Genomic DNA, 21,996 nt, shown 5'->3' on the forward strand with positions numbered 1-21,996 from the left:
TGCGGCGACACGTGATCGAATTGCGCTGCCGCTGCGGCGTAATCGTACGTCAGCTTCCGGCTCGCCCACCGGAGCGCGATGAAGTTGCCGATTGCTGACACACTGGAACAGTGCGAATAGACCTTCACACCCACTCCAACGCATCGGACGGCACCGATACCCCGGCTGCCCTCATGCGCGCCGCAGCCGACGCCGGACTCGACGTCGTCGCCATCACCGATCACGACACGACTTCGGGCTGGGCCGAGGCGGCGCACGCCTTGCCTGCCGGCGTCAGCCTGGTTCGTGGGATGGAGATGTCGTGCGAAGGTCGAGGTGAGCGTGGTTGGCCGGTCGCTGTTCATCTTCTGGCGTACCTGTTCGATCCGACGCATCCCGAATTCGCCAAAGAACGTGAGCGACTGCGCGCCGAACGCGTCGAACGTATCCGGGTGATGACGACCATGATGGCGCGCGACGGTCTGCCCGTCGATCCCGATCAGATCCTGGCTGACGCCGGTCCGTCCGTCGGACGCCCGCACGTCGCAGCGGCCCTGATGCGAGCGGGAGTGGTGTCGAGCATCAGTGAGGCTTTCTCCGACCTGTTGTCCAGTCGAGGGCGATACGACGTTCCCAAGTACGACACTCCGCTCGAGTACGCCGTCGAACTGGTGGCAGCGGCCGGGGGAGTAACTGTCCTTGCGCATGGACGGGCCCGTTCGCGCGGCGGATTGCTTGCGCTCGACCACATCCGTGATCTGGCCGATCTGGGTCTCGGGGGTCTCGAAGTCGATCACCCGGACCATCGCAGCGACGATCGTGACGTCCTGCGCAGCCTGGCCGTCGACCTGGGCTTGGCAGTCACCGGATCCTCGGACTACCACGGCGAGAACAAGACGATCGGACTCGGCGACGAGCTCACGGACGAGGCCGAGTTCGACAAACTCGTCTCGGCTGCCACCGGCGTGGAGGTACTTGGGCGCTGATGCTCGACACCACGCTCTACCTCACCGTGTTCATCACGCTGTTCGTGATCATGGACCCGCCCGGAGTCATCCCGGTGTTCTTGTCACTGGTCGGCCGCAAGAGCCGTGAAGATCGCAACCGAGCGGCATGGCAGGCCCCCGCCGTCTCCCTTGCGGTCATCTCGGTCTTTGCCATCGGCGGTCAGGCGATACTCAATTACCTCCACATCGGCATTCCGGCGTTGCAGGGCGCAGGCGGATTGCTGCTGCTTCTCATCGCACTCGAACTGCTGACCGGAAAGGCCTCCAACCGTCCGCAGGGAGCCGACGACGTCAACGTCGCACTCGTTCCGCTGGGAACGCCGATGATGGCCGGTCCCGGTGCAATTGCGGCTGTCATCGTCTTTGTCGCCCAGGCCGATGGTGAAGCGGCGTCGTATCTGGCGATCGCGTTGGCGATTCTGTCCATCCACCTCGTGCTGTTCGTGGTCCTGCGCTTCTCGACGGCACTGATCCGGATACTGGGTGAGGGTGGCATCAGCCTGCTGGCACGCATCGCCGGTCTTTTGCTCGCCGCCATCGCAGTTCAACTCATTGCGGAATCAGTCCGCGGATTCGTCGCGGGAGCGTAAGAGATGACATACGACGACAGGTACGAGGACGACTACCGGTACCAGGATTATCAGGATTATCAGTACGAAGACGATTACGACTATCCCGCCGACAAACGACAATGGCTGCTGGTTCGCGCTCTACGCGCCCTGAGCGGCACCGTGGCGGCCGGAATCGTGGTCTTGACACTCGTGATCATCGGTTCGGCATATCTGGGCGGCAACCGCGGATTCCCGGGTCCGGGAACAACGTCGATCACCGCGCACATTGCGGCCTCGGTGGTTGCTTTGGCCGCGCAGATCTGGTGCGACCGCAGGCGGGGTATCGCGGCGGTTGCCGGATCGGTGGTCGTGCTCGTGGTGGCGGGGCTGTTGTTGGTGACGCAGTGGTGGGGATGACACGGTGGGGATGACTGGGTGGGATGACACGGTGGGGATGACGGCTCGGGTTCGAGTGTGGTGAGGAATCCGACCGCTTGGAGGATTTGATTGTGATCCGACTCTGGTGGCAAACTGGAGTTACTTCGAGGCGGCGCCACAGCCCGGCCCCGAAGTGCAGGTTTCGTCAGAATTTCTCCCGAAACCTAGATTGCATGGATACGCCAGGGCTCACCCGCCCCACACCATGACGCTTCGGATGTATTGCGGCCCACTTTCTCGCGCACGCCGAATGCTCTTCTTCTCAGTAGTCGTTCGCGGAAGAAATGATCTCTGACCGTTGTGAACGTAGTTTCGCAGCGGTCCGAAGGATTACTTCCCAGTAACCCAGCCCCGCTTGAGGCTGGACTAATCAGGAGTGTCATCGTGTCCCTCGTGACTGAAGCCATCAACGTACCCAAGGTCGAGTTGACCGACGAAGAAATCTTTGCCGCTCACGTCGGTGGCAAGCTCTCGGTCGAGACCACCGCGCCGCTCGATACGCAGCGGGCCCTCTCGATCGCCTACACGCCGGGTGTTGCTCAGGTGAGCCGCGCCATCGCTGCAGACGAAACCCTCGCCGATCGATACACGTGGACCAACCGACTCGTCGTCGTGGTCAGCGACGGCACCGCGGTTCTCGGACTCGGCGACATCGGCCCCCGCGCGTCGCTGCCCGTCATGGAGGGCAAGTCGGCGCTGTTCAAGAACTTCGCCGGACTGAACTCCATTCCGCTGGTTCTCGACACCAAGGATCCCGACGAGATCGTCGAGACGCTCATCCGACTGCGCCCGAGCTTCGGCGCGGTCAACCTCGAGGACATTTCGGCGCCGCGTTGCTTCGAGATCGAGAAGCGCGTCATCGAAGCCCTCGACTGCCCCGTCATGCACGACGATCAGCACGGAACCGCCATCGTGGTCCTCGCTGCCCTCAAGGGCGCCGTGAAGGTTCAGAGCCGCGACATCACCACACTCAAGGTCGTCATCTCCGGCGCCGGCGCTGCGGGTGTTGCCTGCGCGAACATCCTGCTCGCCGCCGGAATCAGCGACGTCATCGTGCTGGACTCGAAGGGCATCATCTCGGGCGAGCGCAGCGACCTCAACGACGTGAAGGCAGAACTCGCGGCCCGCACCAATCCCCGCGACCTGCACGGTGGTGCCATCGAGGCTCTCGAAGGTGCCGACGTGTTCCTCGGTGTCTCGGCGGGCAAGATCCCCGAGGAGCTCATCGCTTCGATGGCTCCCGAGTCGATCGTGTTCGCGCTCTCCAACCCGGACCCGGAGATTCACCCCGAAACCGCGTCGAAGTACGCGGCGATCGTGGCTACGGGTCGCAGTGATTTCCCGAACCAGATCAACAATGTTCTCGCCTTCCCCGGTGTGTTCAAGGGCGCGCTCGACGCCGGCGCCCGTCGCATCACCGAAGGTATGAAGCTCGCTGCCGCCGAGGCAATCCTGTCGGTGGTCGGCGACGAGTTGGCGGCGGACAAAATCGTCCCCAGCCCACTCGACCCTCGCGTGGCACCCGCAGTAGCGGAAGCCGTCGCGGCCGCAGCGCATGCTGAGGGCGTGACCAGCTAAGAGGGACTACGAAAGCCCCGATCGGGACCCGCACACAAGGTTCCGATCGGGGCTTTTCGTATGTACCGATCTACAGACGAGTGAGGTCGGGTGTTCGGCGCAGCCTGCCGGTCCCGGGAACCGATGCCCAGACCACCAGCGCCAGTAAGCCGTCCACGACCAGAGCCACAACCGCGACCAGAATTGCGCCGACGACCACTCGGTCGTACTTGTAGAGCGCGAGACCGTCGAAGATGTACCGGCCGAGGCCGCCGAGGTTGACGTAGGCGGCGACCGTTGCCGTGGCAATCACCTGCAGTGTCGCGTTACGCAGTCCGCCGAGAATCAATGGCAGCGCATTGGGTATCTCGACGCGGAAGAGCACTTGGAGTTCGGTCATACCCATCGCCCGCGCGGCCTCGACGACGCCGCGGTCGACGCTGGCAATTCCGGCGTACGTGCCGGCGAGTAGTGGGGGAATACCAAGGATGACGAGGGCGAGAATCGGCGGCATCACTCCCAGGCCCATGAGAAGAACAAGGAAGGTGAGCAGGCCGAGAGTGGGCAGTGACCGCAGTGCGTTGACCAGACTGACGACCACGATCTCACCGCGACGCAGATGGCCGATGAGTAATCCGATGGGCACCGCGATAACAGCCGAAAGCGCCACGGCCAGAACGCTGTACCAGAGGTGCTGGAGGATGCGGGTGCCGATTCCGGTGTCGCCGCTCCAATTTCCGGGATCGACGATGAAGTCCCAGGCTCCGGTGAAGATGCTCATACGGGTTCCCCCTCGGCAGCCACGACGGCGGGGACCTTCGACGAGGTCGATGTTCTGGTCCACGGGGTCAGGAATCGGCCGATCAGATACAGGATCAGATCGAGCGCCAGGGCCAGCACGACAATCGCGATGATGCCGGCAACGATCTGATCCGGGTAGTCGCGGTCGTAGCCCTGTTTGAACAGAACTCCCAGCCCGCCGATTCCGATCAGCGATCCGACCGAAACCAGCGAAATATTGGTAACGGCAATAACTCTGATGTTCGCGATCATCACCGGCAGTGCCAACGGCAACTCGACCGTCAGGGCGCGTCGTAGCGGTGTGAACCCGACGGCGGTGGAAGCGTCGATGACGTTGTCCGGCACCGAATCGAGTGCTTCGGGCACGGCCCGGATGAGCAGTGCTGTCGCATAGACGCTCAGTGCGATCACGACGTTGAGCGGATCAAGGGTCTTGAGTCCGAACAACTGGGGGATGGTGACGAACAGCGCGAGCGACGGAATCGTGAACGCAATGCTCGCCAGGGTCAACGTGATTCGGCGCAGCCATCTGACGTTGCGGATCGCTGTTCCGACCGGAACGGCAATCAGGAGACCGATCAGCAAGGGCAGCAGCGCCAGATACAGATGGGTCTTCGAGTAGTCCACGACCGTCGAGAAATTGTCGATGAGCCAGCGCATGCCGCTACGCCCCGAATCCCTCGGTGAAGGCGACTCGGTTGCGTTCCTCGTCCTCGCGTCGACGCTGATCTGCCAATTTCGCCACGACTTCGGAGCCAAGGATCCCGCCGATGACCGCGCCCTCGCCGTCGACGGCAACGCCGATACCGGAAGGGGACGAGATTGCCGCATCGAGTGCTTGGCGTAGATCACCGCCGGGGGAGAACAACGAACCACCGGCCGACGTCGACTGCGCGAGAGTGCGTCCCGAGCGCAGGCCTTCGACGCCGGTCACGTCGATCCATCCCTGTGGACTTCCGCTGTCCGTGACCACGAGAACCCACTCGCCCAATTCGAGACGCAGAGCCTTCAATTCGTTCTCGACGGCCGTGCGTACGGGGTGCAACGGAACCTCGTCGGCAGCGCGGAACGACAATCCCCGATATCCGCGATCGCGTCCGACAAATCCGGCGACAAAATCCGTTGCCGGTGCGGCCAACACGTCGCGAGGCGCCGCAACCTGCTGAAGCCGCCCGCCGGGACCGAAGACGGCAATGTGATCACCGAGTTTGACTGCCTCGTCGATGTCGTGGGTGACAAAGACGATCGTCTTCTTCAGTTCGCTTTGAAGACGGAGCATTTCGGTCTGCAGATCCTCACGCACCACCGGGTCGACGGCGCTGAACGGCTCGTCCATCAACAGGATCGGCGGATCGGCAGCCAATGCACGCGCAACTCCCACACGTTGTTGCTGCCCACCCGAGAGTTGCCCGGGATAGCGGGTGGCAAGGGAGATGTCCAGACCGACTCGTTCGAGTACCCCCAACGCGGCTTTGCGCGCTGCGCGGCGGGACTCACCGCGCAGTACCGGAACTGTTGCGACGTTGTCGATCACGGTGCGATGCGGAAGCAAGCCGGCGTTCTGGATGACGTACCCGATGCCGAGACGCAGCTTCACCGCGTCGGTCTGTTCGATGTCACGACCGTCGACGAAGATCTTGCCCGACGTCGGTGTGATCATCCGGTTGATCATGCGCATCGACGTCGTCTTGCCGCACCCGGACGGCCCCACGAACACCGTGAACGACTCGGCCTCGATGGTGAGATCGAGACGGTCGACGGCGGTGGTGCCGTCCGGATACTGCTTGGTGACGCCCTCGAATGTGATCACGTGACTACGAGACCGGCTTGTCGAGGCCCTGCGCCGTCACCCACGCCTTGGCCGCCGCTGCCGGCTCCGTCTTGGTGTCGCCGGACACCTGGACGTTGAGTGCCAACAACTCTTCGGTGGTGAGCTTGGCGGACACCGCATCGAGGACTGTCTTCAACTTGTCGGAAGACTTCGACGCGCGCAGCACCGGCACCACGTTCTGAGCCGGGAAATTGTTCTTCGGGTCTTCGAGAACCACGAAGTTGTTTGCCGGGATGGAGGCAGACGTCGTGAAGATGTTTGCCGCCGTGATGTCGCCGGACGAGAGAGCCTTCACTGTTGCCGGTCCACCGCCGTCGGCGATCGGGACGAAGTTGGCTGCCGAGATGTCGAGACCGTAATTGGACTTCAAACCGGGCAATCCGGCTGGACGTTCCTGGAACTCGGCCGGAGCGCCGAACTTGACCTCGGCGGAATGCGGAGCCAGATCGGCGATCGTCTTCAGGTTCCACTTGTCAGCGGTTTCCTTGGTGACGACGACGGCGTCCTTGTCCTCGGCGGATGCAGGCGTCGCAATTGCCAATTCCGACCCGAGAGCTGCGGGAAGAGCGGCGAGGACATCAGCGGAGCTGGTGGCCGTGCTGTCGGGATCCAAGTACTGCAGGAGATTTCCCGTGTAATCCGGAATGACGCTGATCGACCCGTCCTTGAGTGCCGGAATGTACGCCTCACGGCTGCCGACGTTGAACGACGTGGACACATCGAACCCGTTGACACGCAGTGCTTCGGCGTAGATGTTGGCGATCGTCTCGGATTCGGTGAAGTTGGCGGAGCCGACGACAACCGCGTTGGGATCGCTGTTGGAGTCACCGTCACTGCTACCGCACGCTGTCAGTGCAGTGAGAGAGACAACGGTTGCCGCGGCTACGAGCCAACGGTTGGAACGAAATCGTGAGGTGCGCATGAGCGTCCTTCCGGTTTTTCGGGCGTCCCGTGTTTCGGGCGTCGGAAACCATCCCCTTGTGGCGAAGCCACCCGAGTGGCTTCGACGGCGCCGCCACCGAGTGGCTGCGTCAGGACTGGTTACCGCGCATCGCCCGACAAGTGTAACGATAGGTACCGACATGGCACGGTTTTCGATCCATGGGATTGGATGTGAGGATTTCGGTGAAGAGCACACGCACGAAGTATTCGACTGTTGTTGCAGCACTGATGGTCCTGCCAATTCTCAGCGGATGCGCAAACGGTGATTCGGTGGTAGAAAGCGCCGGAGCGGAGTCTCGTGACCAGATCGTGGTGGCTGCTGACACATCAGTGGAGAGTTCGGTGTTGGCCGAGGTGTATTCGACGGTGCTCTCATCTTCCGGTCTGTCGGCTCGCGTCGAATCGGTGGGTGGAGGCAGAACCCAATCACTCGAGGCTCTGGACGCAGCGCGAGTCACCTTGGTGCCCGAGTTCACCGGTGCGCTGCTCGATCACTACGACCCGTCATCCCCGGCCCGCAAGGCCGACGACGTCTTCGAAGCCTTGAGTCGCTCTCTGCCGGAGGGTCTTTCGGTCTCCGACTATGCGATGGCCGAAGATCGTGCGGTCCTCGCACTCGACACCGGATACGCACAGTCGTTGGGAGCGAAGACGATAGAAGCCTTTGCTCCTTCGTGTGCCGCGGCGACGCCGCTCGTCTCCGCGAGATTCGTCGAGGACGGGGCAGTGGAACAGTTGGCCGAGGGCGCCGAGTGTGTCTTCGCCGGTGTCGATCAGGCAACGCCGGCAGACGTACCCGGTGCACAGGTATTCGGAACCACGACGCTGTCAGCGCTGGCACAATCCGATGCCGTCACAGTGCTCGCTGATTCGAATCACGTTCTGGCTGCGCAGAATGTCGTTCCGCTCTTTCGAGCGGGCGCACTGGGAGATTCGGCTGTCAAGGCGCTCAGCGTCGTTGCGGGTGAACTGTCCACCACCGATCTCGCCGCAATGATCGAGAAGGTGCGGACCGGCAAGGCGTCAGCCTCGGAAGTGGCACGGACCTGGTGGGACACCCGTCAGTGACTGTTCGATCCCACTGCTGAACTCGAATCATCCTTGGCGCGAATCAGTTTCGATGCGATGAACTGGCCGAGGTCGGCAACGGCGTCTGCTGCTTCCTTCACCAGTGACGCCTGTGCGTGAGCCACATGCCACAGTCGTGCGTACTCCACCAGTGACACGTCGACGCCGGCAGCGGAGAGCTTGTCGGTGAACGTCATGATCTGCGGGTAGAGGACCTCCTCGGAACCGACGTGAATCCTGGTGGGCGGCAACCCGTCGAGCTTGCCGTGCATCGGCGCGTAGCCAGGATCAGTACGGTCGCCGCCGGCAAGGTAAGCGTCGGCGGCATCGAAGGACCACGCTGTGTTGACCACCAGGTCGGCCTTTTTGGTGGCACCCCGATCGCCGGGATCGACCCACGGCGAGATCAGTGCGAGCGCGCCGGGGGTCACGCCGTGACGCTCGATCAGACGCAGAGCGGTCGCCGCGGCCAGACCGCCACCGGCCGAATCGCCGGCAATGGCAACGCGGTCTTCCGAATAGTCGAACTCGGTGACCAACTGCATGAAGGCTGAGACCGCGTCGTCGAGAGCGGCGGGATACGGATTCTCCGGCGCGAGACGGTAGTCCAAGGTGAAGACCGCACTGGACGACTCACGGGCGAGATGAGCTGCGAGAGAACGGTGTGTGGACAGCGAACCCAGCGTGTACGCCCCGCCATGCAGATAGAGAACTGCGGTGGGGCGCTCGGTTGCGCCGACGGTGATCTTCTCAGCCGGTCGGCAAGCCAGCTCCAGCGGGCGCACGACGGCGCCCGCTGGAACCTGCTGTAGCGGTGCCCCGGCCTCGAGCAACAGACGTTGAATCCGATACGGCAGCCGCGAGTTGAAAGCCAGACGGAAGTACGGCTTCAACAAGAATGCGACCACGGGCAGCGGAAGGGTGAACGTGCTCACCGGCAGGGCTCCTGACTCTTTATGCGAACTGCGCTGTGAAACGAACGACGCTGTGAAACGAACTCAGCTGGACTTGGGCATCATTCGGCCGGCGACGATCGCGACGATGCGCTGGTAGCCCGATCCTACGAGGCGAACCCAGGCGTCGAGTGCGATTGCGTCCATCCCGATGAGAACTCGCGGCTTGCTCTTGCGAACACCGTTGACGATCGTCTTGGCGGCGTCCTCCGGTGTGGTGCGCGCGAGCTTGCGGTCGAAGAACTCGGAGAAGACCGCAAGATCTTCACCCGGGCCTGCGGTGGCGTTGCGTGCGATGGCCGTCTTGATTCCGCCCGGGTGCACACAGGTCACCTTCACCGGGTGCTTGGCGATCAGCATTTCCTGGCGAAGCGACTCGGTGAAACCGCGAACGGCGAACTTGGCCGAGTTGTAGGCGCTCTGACCCGGCATCGACAGCAGACCGAAGAGGCTCGACACGTTCACGATGTGCCCGTCACCGGAGGCGATGACGTGGGGAAGGAATGCCTTGGTGCCGTTGACAACTCCCCAGAAGTCGACGTCCATGACCCGTTCGAAGTCCTTGAACTCGGACTTCTCGAAGGTGCCGTGGTACGCGATTCCGGCGTTGTTGTAGATCTGGTTGACCTTGCCGAAATGGGCGACAACCGCGTCGGCGTACTCGAGAACCGCTTCACGCTGGGTGACGTCGAGATGGTCCGACTTCACCTCGGCGCCGATGGCCTCCACCAGACGGGCTGTCTCGGCGAGCCCGACGGTGTCCACGTCGGAGATCGCCAACTTGGCGCCCTGGCCGGCCAGGTTCAGTGCGAGTGCGCGACCGATGCCCGATCCCGCTCCGGTGATGACTACGACCTTGCCTGCAAAATCACTCATTGTGCTACTGCCTTCTCGTCGTCGAGGTCGATCTGTGAAGTGGTCGCGGTGCCGACGGCGCCGAGATCCGAGGTGGCGACGCTGCGGTATGCCGCGAGGTCGAAATGCTTGGTGGCATTGCGGAACTGGAAGGTGAAGCCAGGCCACAGGGTGGTGTTGTTTCCGTGCTTGTCCATGTACCAGCTGGCGCAACCACCGTTGTTCCACACGCTCTTGGACATAGCTGCCTGCAGGTCCTTGTTGTACTTGTCCTGCTTGTCCTTGCGCACCTCGATGGTGCCGATGTCGTACTTGTCGATGGTGGCGATCGCGTCGACCAGGTAGTTGATCTGCGACTCGATCATGAAGACCATCGACGAATGTCCGAGGCCGGTGTTGGGGCCGACCAGGAAGAACATGTTGGGGAAGTTGGCAACTGCCGCGCCCTTGTATCCCTGCATACCGGTCTCTTCGAAGACCTCGGCGAGCGAGCGTCCGTCCTTGCCGAAGATTCCCGCGAAGGTGGGGGAGTCGGTGACGTGGAATCCGGTCGCAACGACGATGGCATCGATCTCACGCGTGGTGCCGGTCTTCGAGACGATCCCGTTGGCGGTCACCTCCTCGATGCCTTCGGTCACCAGGTCGACATTGTCCTGGGCGAGGGTGGGGAAGTAGTTGTTCGAGATCAGCATGCGCTTGCAGCCGATCTGGAAGTTGGGCATGACCTTCTTACGAAGATCCTTGTCCTTGATCTGAGCCTTCAGGTGACGCTCGGCGGCGAACTGCAGCGGCTTCATGAAGACCGGCGCCTTGGCCAGGCCGACGACCTGCGTCTCTCGCATCCAGTAGATACCGGTGCGGCACAACTTCTGGAAGCCGGGGAGGTACTTGAACGCGAGATGCTCGATCTTGGTGTACTCGCGGTCTGCGCGGGGCAGGATCCACGGCGCCGTGCGCTGGTACACGTCGAGGTGTGAGACCTTCTTGCCGATAGCGGGCACGATCTGGATGGCGGAGGCGCCGGTTCCGATGACGGCCACGCGCTTGCCCGTCAGATCGGCATCGTGGTTCCAGCGCGAGGAGTGGAAAATCTCGCCCTTGAATCCGTCGATGCCCTTGATGTCCGGAAGTGAAGGCTCACACAGTGCACCGACGGCCGAGACGACGATCTTTGCGACGAATTCACCCTTGTTGGTGCTGACGTGCCACTGAGCCGACGACTCGTCCCATCGGGCTGAGAGAACGTCGCAGTCGAAGATGTGCTTGTCGAGCACCTTGTGGCGGTTGGCCACCGACTGGATGTACTTGTAGATCTCGGGCTGGGTGGAGAAGGAGCGCGTCCACTCCGGATTGAGTGCAAAAGAGTACGAGTACAAATGCGACGGCACGTCACACGCGGCGCCCGGGTAGCTGTTGTCACGCCAGGTTCCACCGACGTCGTTGCCGCGCTCGAGAACGACATAGTCGGTGACGCCGGCCTGTGCCAGTTTGATCGCCGCACCGAGACCGGCGAAACCGCTGCCGATGATCAGTGTGCCGACGTGGCGAGTATCCGCGGCAGGTGCTGAGGTATCTGTAACTGGAAGACTCATGTAGGGAACGATATGCCTTTATTGAGTCACGGTCAATAGCTTATTGACGGATATTCAGTAGTCTATTGGGCATGGACGCAGTAAAGCGAACGCGGCTCGACCCTGCGCAACGCCGAGCGCAACTCATCGACCTCGGGGCGCGCATGCTGGCCGAACGGCCGCTCGAGCAGATTTCCGTCGAGGACATCGCCGATCAAGCGGGGGTGTCGCGTGGGCTTCTGTTCCACTACTTCGCGTCGAAAAGCGAGTTCCATCTCGCCATCGTCCGACACAGCAGTGAACAGATGCTCCAGCGCACGGAGCCGAGCGAGTCGGACGATCCGATGCTCACCCTCCGATCGGTGCTGGCGTCGTACGTCGACTACGTGACCGAGAACCGCAATACCTACGTCTCGCTGCTCCGGGGGACCGCCAGCGGGGATCCGCAGATGCGTGAGGTGTTCGAGCAGACTCGCGACATCATGGCCAAGAGAACCCTCGATCAGCTCCCCAAGATCGGCCTGACTCGAACGCCTCAGGTGGAGTTGGCCGTTCGAGGTTGGATCGCGTTTGTCGAGGAAGCCACCATCAGTTGGCTCCGCGCGCCCGCCATCACCCGCGAGGAACTGATCGACCTGACGGTTCAGTCGTTGCCCGCGTTGGCGCTGGCCGCCGTCGGCTTCGATGCCGGGCCGGATCTGGGTCTGCTGCAATCGAATTGACGCGAACGCAGAAAGGCCGGGCCCCACACTCCTTGCGGAATGTGGGGCCCGGCCTTTGGGTACTGCCACTGCTTACTTGGTCGGCAGGAACGCCACTGCTCAGTTGGTCGGCAGGAACGCCTCGTCCAAGATCTCCTGCTGCTCCACCGCGTGCACCTTGCTCGATCCCGAAGAGGGAGCGGACATCGGACGACGCGAGATGCGCTTGATGCCGGTCAAGGTCTCCGGCAGAAGATCCGGCAGAGCCAGTCCGAGGAACGGCCACGCACCCTGGTTTGCGGGCTCTTCCTGAACCCAACGGAACTGATCCGCATTCGGGTAACGGTCCAGGGTCTCCTTGAGACGACGCTTCGGCACGGGGTAGAGCTGCTCCATGCGCACGATTGCGATGTCGTCACGCTCGTCCTTGTGCTTCTTCGCCAGAAGCTCCCAGTACAGCTTGCCGCTGACCAGCAGAACCCGCTTGACCGATTCGCGGGCGCTTTCGCCGCTCTCGAATGCAGGCTCCTCGAAGACGGAACGGAACTTGCCCGTCGTGAAGTCCTCGACGTTGCTGACTGCAGCCTTGTTACGCAGCATCGACTTGGGCGTGAAGACCACCAGCGGACGGCGGATGCCGTCGAGGTGATGGCGACGCAGCAGGTGGAAGTAGCTGGCCGGAGTCGACGGAACCGCGACGGTCATCGAGCCTTCTGCACACAGCTGAAGGAAACGCTCGATGCGACCGGAGGTGTGGTCCGGACCCTGACCCTCGTGACCGTGTGGCAGGAGCAGCACGACGTCGGAGAGCTGACCCCACTTGGCCTCACCCGAAGAGATGAACTCGTCGATGATGGTCTGCGCGCCGTTGACGAAGTCACCGAACTGCGCTTCCCACAGGACCAGAGCGTCGGGGTTACCCACCGAGTATCCGTACTCGAAGCCCAGACCTGCGTACTCGGTGAGTGCGGAGTCGTAGACCATGAACTTGCCGCCGTTTTCGGCGTCGGCAGCGATCTTGGCGATCGGGCTGTACTCGTTGCCGGTCTTGCGGTCGATGAGGACCGAGTGACGCTGCGTGAACGTTCCACGCTTGGAGTCCTGACCGGCGAGGCGGATCAAGGCACCCTGCTCGGCCAACGAGCCGAACGCGAGCAATTCTGCGAACGCCCAGTCGACATGTCCCTCACGGGCCATTTCGCGGCGCTTCTCGGCAACCGGCTTGACGCGCGGGTGAACGGTGAAGCCGTCGGGGACGTTGACGAACGCATCACCGATGCGCTCGAGGACCTCGGGAGCGACAGCCGTGGTCAGGCGAGCCGGGGGAGTCTGGTCGAGTTCGACGGACTCGGACGGTTCGGGCTGGAACTTCTCGAGTTCACGGACCTCGTTGAAGACCCGTTCGAGCTGGCCCTGGTAGTCGCGAAGTGCGTCTTCGGCTTCCTTGAGCGAGATGTCACCGCGGCCGATGAGGGACTCGGTGTAGCTCTTACGAACGCTGCGCTTGGTGTCGATGACGTCGTACATGGCCGGCTGGGTCATCGACGGATCGTCGCCCTCGTTGTGACCGCGGCGGCGGTAGCAGATGAGGTCGATGACGACGTCCTTGCCGAACTTCTCACGGAAGTCGACGGCCAGCTGAGCAACCCAGACGCACGCCTCGGGGTCGTCGCCGTTGACGTGGAAGACCGGTGCGGCGATCATCTTCGCGACGTCGGTGCAGTACTCGGACGAGCGTGAATGTTCCGGAGCGGTGGTGAAGCCGACCTGGTTGTTCACGACGATGTGTACGGTGCCGCCGGTGCGGTAGCCGCGAAGCAGCGAGAGGTTCAGCGTCTCGGCGACAACGCCCTGACCGGCGAATGCAGCGTCACCGTGCAGCATGAGCGGCAGGACGGTGAAGCCTTCTTCGCCCTTGTCGAGGATGTCCTGCTTTGCGCGGACCAGGCCTTCGAGAACCGGGTCGACGGCCTCGAGGTGAGACGGGTTGGCGGTCAAGGAGACAGCGATGTCGTTGTCACCGAACATCTGGATGTACGTTCCGCTGGCGCCCAGGTGGTACTTCACGTCGCCGGAGCCGTGAGCGGCTGCCGGGTTCATGTTGCCCTCGAACTCCGTGAAGATCTTGGAGTACGGCTTGCCGACGATGTTGGCAAGCACGTTGAGACGGCCACGGTGCGGCATTCCGATGACGACCTCGTCGAGCTGGTGCTCGGCGGCCTGGTCGATCACGGCGTCCATCATCGGGATGACGGCTTCGGCGCCTTCGAGCGAGAAGCGCTTCTGGCCGACGTACTTGGTCTGCAGGAACGTCTCGAAGGCCTCGGCGGCGTTGAGCTTGCTCAGGATGTACTTCTGCTGAGCGACCGAAGGCTTGGCGTGATGGCCCTCGACGCGGTCCTGGATCCACTGACGCTGATCCGTCTCGAGGATGTGCGTGTACTCGACGCCGACGTGGCGGCAGTACGCGTCGCGCAGCACGCTCAACACGTCGCGCAGCTTCATCTTCTCTTGGCCGTGGAAGCCGCCGACCTTGAACTCGCGGTCCAGATCCCACAACGTCAGGCCGTGGCTGATGACGTCGAGGTCGGGGTGGCTGTGGAACTTGTCCTTGACGAACTGCAACGGGTCCGTGTCGGCCATGAGGTGGCCGCGGTCACGGTATGCAGCGATCAGTTCGAGAACACGGGTGTTCTTGTCGACAGCGCCTTCCGGCACGTCCTTGCGCCAACGCACCGGCTCGTACGGGTTGCCGAGCGCGTGGAAGATCTCGTCGTAGAACTCGTCGCTGATCAGCAGGTTGTGGATCGTGCGCAGGAAATCGCCCGACTCGGCACCCTGAATGATGCGGTGATCGTAGGTCGAGGTGAGGGTCATCAACTTGCCGACGCCCATCTCGGCCAGCTTCTCGTCGCTGGCGCCCTGGAACTCGGCGGGGTATTCCATCGCGCCGGCACCGATGATGGCGCCCTGGCCCTTCATCAGGCGAGGAACGGAGTGAACCGTGCCGATGCCGCCCGGGTTGGTCAGCGAAATGGTGACGCCGGTGAAGTCTTCGCCGGTGAGCTTGCCTTCACGGGCGCGTCGGACGATGTCCTCGTACGCCGCGTGGAACTGGACGAAGTTCATCGACTCGGTGTTCCGGATGGCGGCAACAACCAGTGAGCGGTTGCCGTCCTTGCCGGGAAGGTCGATCGCGAGTCCGAGATTGGTGTGCTCGGGGGTGACCGCGTTCGGCTTGCCGTCGATTTCGGCGAAGTGCCGGTTCATGTTGGGGAACGCGTTGACTGCCTGGACGATCGCGTAACCCAGGAGGTGGGTGAACGAGATCTTGCCGCCGCGGGTACGCGCGAGGTGGTTGTTGATGACGATGCGGTTGTCGAACATCAGCTTCGCGGGGATGGCACGCACGCTGGTTGCTGTCGGAATCTCGAGCGAGAGCGACATGTTCTTGACGACTGCTGCTGCGGCGCCGCGGAGAACCTTGGTTTCCTCGGCTCCGCCGGCGGGAGCGGGCTTCGCGGGAGCGGCCGCAGGCTTGGCTGCTGCAGGCTTGGCGGGGGCTGCCTTCGCGGCGGGCGCTGCCGTCTTCGCGGGGGCCGGTGCGGCCGCCTTGGCAGGCGGCGCAGGAGGTGCGGTCTTGGGGGCGGGAGGCGTGGCCTTGGGAGCAGCAGGCGGAGCTACAACAGCGGCGGGTGCAGCCGCGTTGCCGTTCGAGGCAGTCCCGTTTCCACCTCCCGTGTTCGCCGAGTCCGGCGAGTAATCGGTCAAGAATTCGTGCCAACTGGGATCCACGGACGACGGATCGTCCTGGAAGCGTTGGTACATCTCGTCAACCAGCCACTGGTTCTGTCCGAATTGGGATGTAGAACTGCTGCTCACGGCAGGTGTTCGCCTCGTTTCTATTTCGGTACCCGATCAGAGCGCCTATATATATGAGATTAGCCCGAGCGTGTGACGAGCAATTGTGCGGCACACAATTTGTGAGCTGTCTCACGGAAGTCCGTGATCTTGCGATCGCGCACTACCTCTCGGCGGTACAAATCCGTGCCGACTGTCACGCGACGGGGTTGCCTTCGATGACAGTTCTCGACGTCAGATTATTCCCCTCACGCGCCTGCGATGCATCCCAGAGTCCCGAGTAGTGACCACCGGCATACCGCAGAACATCGTGCGGGCCGTATTCAACGATACGTCCCCGGTCAACTACGACAACGAGGTCCGCTCGGGCAGCTGTCGCGAGGCGGTGAGCTACGACGACGGAAGTCCGTTTCCGGGTGACCGACCGACTTGCTTCGAGCACCATTCGTTCGGTCGCGGGATCGAGCGTCGCGGTCGCCTCGTCGAGGAGCAGAAGGTCCGGGTCGACCAGTTCGGCACGGGCCAATGCGATCAGTTGGCGTTGGCCCGCCGAGAGCCCCTGGCCGCGCTCGCCGACGGGATGATTCATGCCTCCACGCATGTCGGCTATCGAATTCAGTGCGCCGACGGAACGCGCCGCTTCCTCGATCTCCGCGCGCGACGCCGACGGCCTCCCGTACGCGATGTTGTCGGCGACCGTGCCGGTGAACAGATGCGCCTCTTGCGGGACCACGCCGAGGCGACGTCGGTACTGCGAGAGGTGGAAGTTCCGGATGTCGGTTCCGTCCACGTCGACGGATCCGGACGTCGGGTCGTAGAAGCGGGCGAGCAACTTCACCACCGTCGACTTCCCGGCACCGGTTCTGCCGACGAGGGCAACCGTCGTGCCTGGCGGAATCTGCAGATCGAAATCGGAGAGGGCGTCGACGTCCGCACCTGAGTACCGGAACCCGACCCCGTCGAGATGGACGGCGCCGTCGAGCCGTCCGGAGATCGCGATCAGATCCTCGCTGTCGGCTGTTTCGATCGAACTCCGAGTACGCAGAAGGTCACCGATTCGTTGCAATCCGACGTTTGCCTGTTGGTAACCATCGAACACTTGTGAGAGTTGCTGAATCGGTCCGAACAGCAGGCCGAGGTAGAGCACGAAAGCGATCAGTACGCCGGGCGACGTCGACCCGTTGGCGATCTGGTGCGCGCCGACGAACACCACTGCGGCCAACGCGAGGTCGGACAGGAACGAGATGAACGGGAAGTAGATCGAAATGGCTCGCTGCGACCGCATCCGCGATCGGCGGTAGCTTTCGGAGCGTTCTGCGAACCGACGCGCCGCACCTTCTTCGCGGCGGTAGGCCTGAGCCGCTCGCAGACCGGCGATGTTCTCCTGGAAGTCGGCATTGACGAGCGAGATCCGTTCGCGGGACTGGCTGTAGGCAACCGAGGAGATCTTGCGGAAGATCACGGTCGCAACCACGAGCGGTGGGATGACGGCCAGCGCCACCAGTCCGAGCGTCACGTCGGTCGCCAGGAGTGCGATCGAAATGCCGCCGACGGTCAGGACGCTCACGATCGCCGTCGACATGCCGGTTTGGATGAACGACGACAGCGCGTCGACGTCGGTGGTCATGCGCGTCATGATGCGCCCGGACAATTCACGTTCGTAGTAGTCCAGACCTAGACGCTGTAGGTGTGCATAGCTGCGTACGCGGAGCCCGAACAACACGCGTTCGCCGGCCCGGGCGGTGAGCACCGTCATGACCGCGACGACGACCCAGTCCGCTGCGACCAGGAGCGCGCCGAATGCCGTCGCTATCCAGAGCGTGCTGCTGTCCGCGGTCACGACTCCGTGGTCGATCGCGTATCTGACGAGGGAGGGAAATGCGATCGCCGCTGCGGAGTCCAGGGCAAGGCACACGACAACCGCCAGTAGAACCCAGCGGACCGGCCTCAAGATCTGTCGGAGTGAGAACTGTGGATTCGATTCGCGCAGGCTCTCAGGGGCGATTCCGGGGTCTTCGCGTGCGGGTGGGAGAGCGTCGACTGCTGCCCGCAGGGACGGCGTCACCGCGATTCCGCTGAGCGCTCCGGCCATCGGTCCGCCCGCACCCTGCGTCGTAGCGGCTGTGCTGTCGGCTTCGGATTCCGGTGCCTGCGGCCACAACTGCTCGGTTGTCGGCTCGCTGCGGTCACGTCCGAAAGCATCGGAGTCGACGTCGTCGAGTTCGGCCGGTAGTTCCGGCGGCGAGGAGAACAGGGCACGAAAGAGCGGACATCGCGCTTCCAGTTCGTCCACGGTTCCGGAGTCGATGATCCGTCCGCCGTCGAGAACCGCGACCCGGTCTGCGAGCGTCAGGGTGGACCGCCGGTGAGCGAGGATGAGCGTGGTCTGGCGCCGTCTGGCCCGGAACGCGTCGAAGATCGCGGCTTCGGTAGCCGCATCGACTGCGGAGGTCGCGTCGTCGAGGACCAGGATCCGTGGGTCGACGAGCAGTGCCCGGGCAAGTGCGATGCGCTGACGCTGGCCGCCCGACAGCGTCAGACCTCGTTCACCGACTACGGTGTCGTATCCGTCCGGGAGTGCCTCGATGAACGAATCTGCCTGTGCCAGTGCTGCTGCGTCGCGGATGTCCTCGTCGGAGGCGTCCTCGCGGCCAAGTGCGATGTTGGCGGCAATGGTGTCCGAGAACAGGAACGGTTCGTCGAAGACGAGGCTGACGGCGGCACGAAGCTGCTCACTGCGCAGTTCGCCGATGGGGAACGTCTCGCCGGCGGTATCGACTGTCACCGCACCCGAAGTCGGTGCGTAGAACCGCGGGAGAAGCAAGGACAACGCGGTCTTGCCCGACGCGGCCGGACCCACGACGGCGACGGTCTCGCCCGGTTCTATGCGGAGGTTCAGCCCGGTCAGGACGTCGCGTTCGGTGTCGAATCCGAATGCCACGTCGTCGAAGGTGACTCCGAGAGGACCGTCGGGCAGGTCCACCGGATGGTCTGGATCGGCGATGTCCGGCTGAGCGTTGATGACGTCGTAGACACGCTCTACAGCGGCGCGCGCCAGCTGCGCCATGACGATGACCGACGACAGAGTTCGGGTGACTCCGGTCATCGTCACGATGTAGGTGGCGAACGCGAGAAACGTTCCCACGGTGATCTTGTCGTCCAGTGCGAGATACCCGCCGAGAGCGATCACTCCCACCTGCCCGAGCTGGGGCAAGGCGGCCATGGTTGGCGCGAATTTCGCGTTCAACCACGCGGCGCGAAGGCGCTCGGAGTACAGCGTGCGGCTATGTTTCTCCAGCTGGTCGACGGCTCGTTGTTCCTGCCCGAATCCCTTGACGACGCGAACGCCGGTGACGGTTTCCTCGACGTGTTGGGCGAGGTCGGCGGCACGCTGCTGCGCGGACCATGTTGCGGCGAAGAGCATCGGTCGCATCAGGAACACCACCAGCCCTACTGCTGGGATGACGGCGACAGCGACGAGAGTCAACAGCGGCGAGAGCCACGCCATGATGCCGATCGCCAGCACGAATTGCAGGAGCGCTCCCGCGGACATCGGCACCATCGCGAGCAAACCCTGGACGAGCTGCAGATCCGTGATGGACCGGGAGACCACCTGGCCTGTGCGGATCTGATCCTGCCCTCGTCCGTCGAGGCGTTGCAGCGAACCGAGCAGGGCGAGCCGCAAGTCGTGTTGAACGTCGAGCGAGAGTCGGCCGGCAAGCATCCGTCGGCCGTACTGGCACGCGAAGCGGACGATCGCGAGCAACGCGATCGCCAACGCGACGAACCCGATCACCTTGCCCGGGTTCTCCTGGCTTGCGGCGTCGAGCGCATAGCGGGTCAGGAGAGGAAACGAGATGTCGATCGCAGAGGCGATGACCGTAACGAGTAGCGCGCCGATCGCAACTCTTCGGTGCAACCAGCATGCGTGGGCCAAGCGGCGGATCCAGCCCGGAGCTCGATCCACCTCTCCAGCTACCGGACTGTCCGTGTTGATCGTGTTCATCGAGATCCACGGTAGACCCGGCCCCAGACAGCTTTTTCAGGTGATGTCGCGGGTCCTGGTCCGTAGCCAACCGAGCCCGCAGAACAGAACTACCCAAGCGGCCAGCATCATCGGGCCGCTCGGCCAGGACGCAAACGCGTCGACGTCGATCGACGGTGCCGCATTGACGATGGTGCCGATCGTGGCCGACACCGGAAGCGCGGCCCCGATCCCACCGAGATCCATCGCGAGCAGCACGGCGCGGACGATCCATTCACCGAAGACGAACCACAGGATGACCGAGAGGGCACCGGCCATCGACGAACCGGTGAGCAGGGCCACCCCGGCGCCGAGTAGTGCCCACAGCGCACACGCCAGAATGCCTGCGGCGCAGATGGCGAAGAGATCGGTGGTGAAACTGAAGTCCCGGCCGAAGAGCAACATCGCGCCGATGCTGACTACTTCGACCGCCAGTGCGTAGCCGACGGCGAATACCGCGACGACGGCAAGTTTTGCGCCGAGAACTCCGTCGCGGCCGCGAGCTGTGAGGAACGTCGTGGTGAGAGTCTTGTAGCCGAATTCGGATCCGGCGGTGAGCGCTCCGAAGACGGCCGCGAACACCAGGACAAGCGTGTTGGAGACACCGAGGCTGACGCCGGTGGACACGACATCGACGTCGAAAGTGGTGTCGGCCGAATCGGCCACAACTTCGACGAACGTCCGAGTCGAGGCAGCAATCAGCACGGCCACGACCACCGGTGCGATGGCCAGTGCCCACCAGTAGCGCAAGGTGAGAACTTTGAGTGTCTCCGCGCGCACGAGCGTGGTCATCTGTGTCCTCCGGAAGGTCCGTATGCGGCAGGGCCGTAATAGCCCGGTCCGGAACCGGGACCGGGTGGGCGGTGGTATCCGACCTGGGGAACCGCGTACTGCGGTGTTGTCATCGCGAGGAACAGTTGCTCGAGATCTGCGCCTTCGGTCGCGACACCGAAGATCGTGACACCGGCCGCCGACGCCACCGGTGGGAGCACCGACGTGTCGGTGCCGCCCACGGCGAGCCGTCCGTCCTGCGTGATCTGGGCGTCGATGATTCCGCGAGCGGCCAATGCCGTGGCGAGGAGCGCTGGGTTGGAACACGAGACGAGCAGTCGACTGCGCTGGGAGCGACGAAGTTCGTCCATGGTCCCTTGGTAGACGAGTGAGCCGGCGCTGACGATGACCACGCTGTCGACCGTCGCTTCCACTTCACGAAGCGCGTGGCTCGAGATCAGAACCGTTCGGCCGGAACCGGCGAAGGTCTGCAGGAACTGACGTAGCCACGCCATGCCTTCGGGGTCGAGTCCGTTCGCGGGTTCGTCGAGCACGAGGATCTCGGGATCACCGAGCATCGCGGTGGCAAGGATCAGGCGTTGGCGCATCCCGAGTGAGAAGGTGCCGGTCTTGTGGGCTCCGACCGAACTCAGACCGACCATGTCCAGCACCTGCGCTGCGCGCTGAGTCGGCATGCCGATAGCGGCCGCGTAGATCTCGAGGTGTCCGAGCGCCGTTCGTTTCGGATGGAGACTGCCGACGTCGAGTACTGCGCCGACGGTCCGGGCCGGGTTGGACAGCAAACGCATCGGAGTGCCGTTGATCGTGGCCGATCCCGACGTCGGTGACACCAGTCCGAGGAGCATCCGCAACGTGGTCGTCTTGCCCGAACCGTTCGGGCCGAGAAACCCGGTGATCGAGCCGGCCTGAACGTCGAAGCTCAGGTCGTTGACCGCGCGCGCCGCCTTGAACGTCTTCGTCAACCCACGAATCTCGATGGGGGCAGAGAAGGATCCCATTGCGGTGTTCGTCAATGCTGCTCCCGGGTTGGCGGCGAATACGTGATGCGAGCCTACGGCCCGGACG

17 protein-coding genes are annotated in these 21,996 nt (G+C 63.3%); 6 read left to right on the top strand and 11 right to left on the bottom strand.

All coding sequences use genetic code 11. The features are described from left to right. Positions 1-110 precede the first annotated feature (110 nt). The 4 genes from H351_RS12415 (at position 111) to H351_RS12430 (ending at position 3,553) form a co-directional block, all read left to right on the top strand. Positions 111-965 (top strand): PHP domain-containing protein, encoded by an 855-nt coding sequence (locus H351_RS12415; protein WP_019749340.1) that lies wholly within the window; start codon positions 111-113, stop codon positions 963-965. Continuing rightward, positions 962-1,576 (top strand): MarC family protein, encoded by a 615-nt coding sequence (locus H351_RS12420; RefSeq protein WP_164490628.1) that lies wholly within the window; start codon positions 962-964, stop codon positions 1,574-1,576. The genes H351_RS12415 and H351_RS12420 overlap by 4 nt, the downstream gene beginning before the upstream one ends. Before the next feature lie 3 nt (positions 1,577-1,579). Further along, positions 1,580-1,954: a hypothetical protein gene (locus H351_RS12425; protein ID WP_020908450.1), complete on the top strand. Its 375-nt coding sequence runs from the start codon at positions 1,580-1,582 to the stop codon at positions 1,952-1,954. A gap of 405 nt (positions 1,955-2,359) precedes the next feature. Next, entirely contained in the window at positions 2,360-3,553 is a 1,194-nt protein-coding gene (locus H351_RS12430) for an NAD(P)-dependent malic enzyme (protein ID WP_003945072.1), read from the top strand. A gap of 70 nt (positions 3,554-3,623) precedes the next feature. On the opposite strand, the gene H351_RS12435 is transcribed toward H351_RS12430, so the two are convergent. The 4 genes from H351_RS12435 to H351_RS12450 are packed head-to-tail and all read right to left on the bottom strand — an operon-like array spanning position 3,624 to position 7,086. Further along, the gene (locus tag H351_RS12435) at positions 3,624-4,313 is read right to left on the bottom strand and encodes an ABC transporter permease (protein WP_003945081.1); all 690 of its coding nucleotides are present in this window, start codon (positions 4,311-4,313) and stop codon (positions 3,624-3,626) included. After that, positions 4,310-4,993 carry an ABC transporter permease gene (locus tag H351_RS12440; protein ID WP_019749338.1) on the bottom strand — a complete coding sequence of 228 codons (684 nt, stop codon included), beginning with the start codon at positions 4,991-4,993 and terminating at the stop codon, positions 4,310-4,312. The genes H351_RS12435 and H351_RS12440 overlap by 4 nt, the downstream gene beginning before the upstream one ends. Before the next feature lie 4 nt (positions 4,994-4,997). Further along, the gene (locus tag H351_RS12445; protein ID WP_029255803.1) at positions 4,998-6,143 is read right to left on the bottom strand and encodes an ABC transporter ATP-binding protein; all 1,146 of its coding nucleotides are present in this window, start codon (positions 6,141-6,143) and stop codon (positions 4,998-5,000) included. 4 nt (positions 6,144-6,147) lie between these two features. After that, on the bottom strand, positions 6,148-7,086 hold the full coding sequence (locus H351_RS12450; RefSeq protein WP_019749336.1) for an ABC transporter substrate-binding protein: 939 nt from the start codon (positions 7,084-7,086) through the stop codon (positions 6,148-6,150). Positions 7,087-7,289: 203 nt separating this feature from the next. On the opposite strand from H351_RS12450, the gene H351_RS12455 reads away from it, so the two are divergent. Continuing rightward, entirely contained in the window at positions 7,290-8,174 is an 885-nt protein-coding gene (locus tag H351_RS12455; RefSeq protein ID WP_029255802.1) for an ABC transporter substrate-binding protein, read from the top strand. On the opposite strand, the gene H351_RS12460 is transcribed toward H351_RS12455, so the two are convergent. The 3 genes from H351_RS12460 to H351_RS12470 all read right to left on the bottom strand — a co-directional run bounded on the left by H351_RS12460 (position 8,168) and on the right by H351_RS12470 (position 11,574). After that, complete coding sequence (locus H351_RS12460; protein WP_029255801.1) at positions 8,168-9,109, bottom strand: alpha/beta hydrolase fold domain-containing protein; 942 nt, start codon at positions 9,107-9,109, stop codon at positions 8,168-8,170. The genes H351_RS12455 and H351_RS12460 overlap by 7 nt on opposite strands. A gap of 63 nt (positions 9,110-9,172) precedes the next feature. Next, the gene (locus H351_RS12465; RefSeq protein ID WP_019749333.1) at positions 9,173-10,003 is read right to left on the bottom strand and encodes an SDR family NAD(P)-dependent oxidoreductase; all 831 of its coding nucleotides are present in this window, start codon (positions 10,001-10,003) and stop codon (positions 9,173-9,175) included. Next, a complete protein-coding gene (locus tag H351_RS12470; protein ID WP_029255800.1) occupies positions 10,000-11,574 on the bottom strand; it encodes a flavin-containing monooxygenase in 1,575 nt (524 codons plus the stop codon). Before H351_RS12470 ends, H351_RS12465 begins: the two co-directional genes overlap by 4 nt. A gap of 71 nt (positions 11,575-11,645) precedes the next feature. Between H351_RS12470 and H351_RS12475 the strand changes: the two genes are divergently transcribed. Beyond that, positions 11,646-12,275 (top strand): TetR/AcrR family transcriptional regulator, encoded by a 630-nt coding sequence (locus H351_RS12475; RefSeq protein ID WP_007736130.1) that lies wholly within the window; start codon positions 11,646-11,648, stop codon positions 12,273-12,275. A 99-nt stretch (positions 12,276-12,374) separates the two neighbouring features. Here the strand turns inward: H351_RS12475 and H351_RS12480 are convergent, their stop codons facing one another. The 4 genes from H351_RS12480 to H351_RS12495 form a co-directional block, all read right to left on the bottom strand. Beyond that, positions 12,375-16,136, bottom strand: a complete 3,762-nt coding sequence (locus H351_RS12480; protein WP_019749330.1) for a multifunctional oxoglutarate decarboxylase/oxoglutarate dehydrogenase thiamine pyrophosphate-binding subunit/dihydrolipoyllysine-residue succinyltransferase subunit — start codon at positions 16,134-16,136, stop codon at positions 12,375-12,377. Between the two features lie 175 nt (positions 16,137-16,311). Beyond that, entirely contained in the window at positions 16,312-20,121 is a 3,810-nt protein-coding gene (locus H351_RS12485) for an ABC transporter ATP-binding protein (RefSeq protein ID WP_029255799.1), read from the bottom strand. Between the two features lie 36 nt (positions 20,122-20,157). Continuing rightward, on the bottom strand, positions 20,158-20,931 hold the full coding sequence (locus H351_RS12490) for an ABC transporter permease (protein ID WP_019749328.1): 774 nt from the start codon (positions 20,929-20,931) through the stop codon (positions 20,158-20,160). Continuing rightward, positions 20,928-21,929 carry an ABC transporter ATP-binding protein gene (locus H351_RS12495; RefSeq protein WP_029255798.1) on the bottom strand — a complete coding sequence of 334 codons (1,002 nt, stop codon included), beginning with the start codon at positions 21,927-21,929 and terminating at the stop codon, positions 20,928-20,930. The genes H351_RS12490 and H351_RS12495 overlap by 4 nt, the downstream gene beginning before the upstream one ends. Between the last annotated feature and the right edge of the window lie 67 nt (positions 21,930-21,996).

It is taken from the genome of Rhodococcus erythropolis R138 (genome assembly GCF_000696675.2).
Lineage (GTDB): Bacteria > Actinomycetota > Actinomycetes > Mycobacteriales > Mycobacteriaceae > Rhodococcus_F > Rhodococcus_F erythropolis.